Origin of the sequence: Xanthomonas dyei (assembly GCF_002939865.1) — a bacterium.
Taxonomy (GTDB): domain Bacteria; phylum Pseudomonadota; class Gammaproteobacteria; order Xanthomonadales; family Xanthomonadaceae; genus Xanthomonas; species Xanthomonas dyei.
Genome location: NZ_MDEE01000087.1, coordinates 1 through 5034 on the forward strand (window position 1 = coordinate 1; position 5034 = coordinate 5034).

Annotated in this window: 3 protein-coding genes; all 3 read left to right on the forward strand. The window is 51.8% G+C overall.

The features are described from left to right. Window positions 1–680 precede the first annotated feature (680 nt). Complete coding sequence (locus XdyCFBP7245_RS23970) at window positions 681–2261, forward strand: hypothetical protein (protein ID WP_146091730.1); 1581 nt, start codon at window positions 681–683, stop codon at window positions 2259–2261. A gap of 149 nt (window positions 2262–2410) precedes the next feature. Next, on the forward strand, window positions 2411–2872 hold the full coding sequence (locus XdyCFBP7245_RS23110) for a hypothetical protein (protein WP_104617679.1): 462 nt from the start codon (window positions 2411–2413) through the stop codon (window positions 2870–2872). 528 nt (window positions 2873–3400) lie between these two features. Next, a complete protein-coding gene (locus tag XdyCFBP7245_RS23115; protein WP_104617680.1) occupies window positions 3401–4984 on the forward strand; it encodes an N-acetylmuramoyl-L-alanine amidase in 1584 nt (527 codons plus the stop codon). The last annotated feature ends 50 nt before the right edge of the window (window positions 4985–5034 follow it).

Consider the following 5034-nt stretch of genomic DNA (forward strand, 5'->3'; position numbering starts at 1 on the left):
CAGCGTCGCCGAACGTCAGTTGCATGGATGATTCCTCAACACGAGGCGGGTAGTGTCGCGCATCTGCCGTGCTTTGTTCAGAGGTTCCTTAGAGATTGGTTTAAGGCGGTGCTGGTGTAGGCCAGCGGCTTAACGTTGGGGTGGGTTGTCAGGTTTTGTCCGTTTGCGCAGCAAACGCACATAGGGCACATTCAAGAGCAGCTCAGCGCCACCGACATCCTCAACGTATCAGTGAGCTGGGTCTTTGGAGGATGTCTCAGCCTTGCGCTATAAGTTCAAGCGAATACAAGTTCTAACGACATGGCAGTAAGCTCCCGAACTGATAATTCGGCAAGCAAGGCATTGAATCGCCGCCGAATAGCGTTGTCCTAGCATTGCAGGACGCGTTAACGTGCTTATTCGTCTGACTTAACGAAGTGCAGGCACTAGAAAAAAGATGCACCCATCTCATGCCTAATACGTCAGATGTAAGAAATTATCTACATGAGTCTAGGGTCGCAGCTTGTGAGATGGATATGTGATCTCATGCTGTCCGACGACGGTGGATGGACGAAGGAGGACGATGCCATTTGCGTATTTAATAGGATGAAGTGCCAGGCTTTAAATTACGATGGTCTATGTCACCTATGGATATCATTATTTTTCGTATGTGAGGTATTAAAAATATCAGGGAGTAAGCTATGAGCGATTCACTTGAAATGAACCTTGAAGAAGTGCCTGATGGTGTTGTAACGAGGCAGAAAATAAATTCCTCGACATACTCGACTATCGTTGAGTCCCAAGCCGGGTTGGTCGACAATGGGATTATTAGTCCTCTAAGATTGGCGGACAAGCTTAAATATGATGGCTTGGCCTCTGCGAGGTCGTTCGGGATTCTTGGGGATGGGTCTAATCAGACGGCGTTAATCAATTCGGTTCTTGGCCTTGGAAAGCCAATCTACTTTCCTGAAGGTAACTATGCATGCTTTGATCAGCTTATTGTGCCAGCAGGCGGCGGCATCGTCGGGTGCGGCGAAAAAACGAAATTTATTAGAAATTTTAGTGCCGGAAAAGCGCTAATAAGCTATGTGGGAAATGGTGGCGATGTTGGGCAGCAACCTTGGCTTCGGCGGTTCGCCATCACAACTGCCGCTAATCAATTCGTGGGAGAGAATGATAACGGCATTGAAATCGGCATTGCTGCGCCTTGGGGAGGGCGGGGAGATATCTCTGACATTACAATTGTTGGTCAATTCGATGGTTTTAAGTGGAAAGGGGGTAGCGTTACGTCTTTCAGTGCCATTCGTTGCTATGAAAGCAAGCGGCATGGTTTCTTTGGTGTCAATCCTCGCGGTGAACTGCTTGAGTGTCATGCTGAATATAGTGGTGGAAATGGATACTATATTTTAGCAACTAGCCCCGGCGAAACCGGCGTTCGTCTCATCAACTGCGGAACGTTCTGTAGCCAGGAATTTGGTCTGCAAGTTGATGCTTCAGTCCCAGAGGGTGGCGCTAACGTTTGGCTGATTGGGCGCTTCTCCTCGTCATTTGATGGGAGGGGTGGAATAAATTCAACCAAGCCAATTGTGCAGTTTTTATGGGATAAGATTTTCGTGGAGTATGCGGGGTATTCTCGAAATTTCCGTCCTGCGTTTGTTGATTACCCGGATGCGAAAGGAATTACCCTCGCTGGTCCGAGGGTCGAGAGAATAGCGGGGAGCGACATCGAGATATACAATTGTCGCGGGCAAGGTATTCTCATCGATAATGCTGATGTTCAGTTGTCGGGGATCACTAAGGTTGCTAATAATGGCCGAGGCCTTGGGTCGGGTGCCGATCGCGTGGGTTTTGGGATTCAAAACGGCGCACGTGTCTTTATCCAGTCGCTCTACACAGAGGCTCATAAGGTGTCTACTGCTCAGAGCACGGATTTGGCTGTCAATACTCCTGACTGCATGGTGGAAATAGGTGAGACGGATTGTAGGACTGTCTACAATGTAGGCTCTCCAGTCTCTTGGGTTGGACGAAGGAAGAATCTTGAGGTCGCAACGATACCGTCTGCTTCTACGCTTGTAATTCCGGGATATGCTAGGCGAGTAACCGTAACGGGCGGGACTAATATCAATGCTGCCACGCCCACTTGGCCTGGTCATGAGATTGTCGTTTACTGCGAGGCCTCTCCGAGCATTTCCAATGGAAATAATCTGAGGAAGCAGTCATTATCCGCGGAGAAGGTTAGTCGCTGGACATGCGATGGTAATAACTGGTGGATTTCTAGTTGATCTAACATCTTTTCTAGTGACAAGCAGGTTTTTCTGCTTGTCACTAGACCTCTATGTCAAGACCTCTATTTAGGAATTTTTAAATATGTCAGGGATTGGTGTTGATTTTATTTTTTCGCGTTGTTCAACTTTAGGAGTAAACCACCGATATGGATCACTTTGAAGGCGTGGTCTTGGACTACCTCCGAGCGGACCGGGCGCTGTTCGTCAACAGCCAGTGCTGCATCCAGCTCAACGAGGGCGCCAACCCGGACACCAGCGGCCCGCATTGGTATTGCGACGCGGTGGCCGTGAGCTTCAAAGAGCAGGCGGCCTACTTATGCGAAATCACCTACGCAGCAAAGGCGCCCTCATTGCTCGGTCGGCTGAGAGGGTGGGACGAGCACTGGGAAGGGGTGAAGTCAGCGTTGGTGAGGGACAGCGGCGTGCCAGAGGGATGGTCCGTCAGGCCCTGGCTGTTCGTGCCGCAGGCGCACGCGGAGCGGCTGAAGAGCAGCTTGGCTTCGATGGGCACACTACCGAGCCCGCGAATCACATTCCTGGAGGACGTGGTGCCTTGGCGCTACCGGTCTTGGAATCGGGGGGCTTACGAAGACCCGGTCGAGCAATGAGCCGCTAAGCCAGGTTTCATTTGCGCAGAGCGACGGTGTCGCCCGGCTCAGAAATTCCTGACAGCCCAAGGGGTGTCAGGCCTATGGGCTAAGGAACGCCTGCAGCGCAACCTGACTTTGCCGGACGCGGGACCGATGATCGCTAACCCCGCGCGACGCTTGAGCAGCGTCTTGCCGGTAACCAGAGTATCTAGAGTAGAGTTCCCGTGCACGCGCAACGCGCTAGTGACCATCCATGACGCATCGAGCTGAGCTATGCTCCAGCACTGGGCCGAGTAGACAGTCTTGTCCCGCAGTTGTTTGCGGTAGAATTTTTAGTCGACAGCTTGTTCATCAGACTCAAAACAGGGATGGTAGACGGAGCGAGGCACGTATCAATTCCTGGTTGCGTCGGCGGGCTTGCAAGTATGCGAACGGCCTGTCATTCCGGGGAAACTTGTTTGCGATAAGTAGTCGAAGACACATCAAAAAAGGAGCAGGGGGGAACGAAGGCCTCTCGTTTGGAGGTCAGGAAAAAATGGAAGGTGCATGATGCGCGCGATACATGGAAAGAAGCTGGCGATGTGTGTGATGGGGACTGTGCTGAGTTGTATGTTCAGCTCAGGCGCTTATGCACAAGCGGGCGTGAGTTCGGATGTTCCTCCACTCACTGCTCAAAGTAGTCGAGCTGTCGCTAAAGAAATCGAGCCAGCGCTGCAAAGGTTTGTTGACCAACAAAAACGCTTGCCAACCCAAGCCAAGCAAGTTCTGGTGAAGGCCACCCCAGACCCCGTCACGGGCGTGGTGTGGATTGACCTCGATTCTGGTTACTTGCCAAAGGATGCGCCGGTCTTTACGGAGGATTTCGGTGCTCTGGTTAGAGATATCGAAAACGAAGGCTATGAGCTTATAGCGGGTGTAGTGAAGTTTCGTTACATCAAGGTTCGAATTGGCGGTAAAGAGATCAATGAGATCTACCCGCCGGAGCACGTGAAAAAGAAAGGGGCCGGGGCGAGCACAAGTGCTGCCGCTGCTCCTGTAGAGGGGTTGGTGGTTCTGAATCCCGGACACGGGAAATATCTCAACCACTCCGACGAAACGTGGCGTTATCAACGTCCGACGCCCTATGTTGGAACCACTGATATCTATGAAGATACTGTCACACCGGGCTACTCCTCAATGCTTGCAAGTCTGCTGACGGAGCGAAGTGCCAACACTGCAACCAGCATCAAACACACGCGCGATATAGGCAACACCAACGTGGACCCCGAGAGCGGCCTGGCTTGGGCTGCACTCGGGGCCCGTTACTACTTAAAGCGGCTCTACCCTGCCTTAGGTGCAACCATTTGGAATAAATTTCCAAATGGCTCTCCTTCGCGGAAACAGCCGGACAGGGCTAACCTTCGCGAATACGACGATGACATTCGGGCCAGGCCGGAATACGCAAATTATCTCAATGCTGAGACGTTGATTTCGCTACATACCGATGCTAGTGACAATGTTTCCGCGCGTGGCGCAACCGTCATCGCCAACATAAACGACGCTGATTCAAATCAGCTTGGGTTGAATATCCACTGCTACGTCACCGAGCAAATTCGACAGCTTCCTGCTTACTCCACATATCCAATTCGGCCAGGCGTTAGAGATGGTGCTAACTACGGTGAGGTCAGAGAGGCATCAATGCCGACGGCCCTTATCGAAGTGGGCTTTCATAGCAATGCTGACGACTCGACAGCCCTCCGGAATTCAGTTTTTCGTGCTGCTGCCATGCGTGGCGTTGAAAAGGGTTATAGGACATTTAAGGCAGGTGAGACCACATGCTTGCCCTTCAAGATTGCGTCCAGCCCCACAGCCTCTGGCAAGTTTCGGGTTCGGTTCCCGGTGCCAGTCACACTTCAGGGTCATCCACGGTTTCCGGTCACTGTGGTGACTGTTCCCGTCAGCTGTCCTTCGACTTGGACGTGCGGTAGTAAGACAAACTCGTTTACAAAGGCGGTTGATAACGTAGTCACCCCTACGTATTACTGCGATGCTTCAAGCACCAAGCCTGCGGCAAGCTTCAAATGGAAAACAACTGTCAAAGATGCGGATGGTGTAATGACCCATCGGTTTCTGCACAGGTCAGGTGGTTAATGTAGCGGCATAGGCTTGGTCAGGCGTCATCATCTTCAGTGCCTGATGCG

Bases quoted from the DNA above. Each gene is read 5' to 3' on its own strand.
- XdyCFBP7245_RS23970 (WP_146091730.1), top strand. From the start codon at position 681: ATGAGCGATTCACTTGAAATGAACCTTGAAGAAGTGCCTGATGGTGTT.
- XdyCFBP7245_RS23110 (WP_104617679.1), top strand. From the start codon at position 2,411: ATGGATCACTTTGAAGGCGTGGTCTTGGACTACCTCCGAGCGGACCGG.
- XdyCFBP7245_RS23115 (WP_104617680.1), top strand. From the start codon at position 3,401: ATGATGCGCGCGATACATGGAAAGAAGCTGGCGATGTGTGTGATGGGG.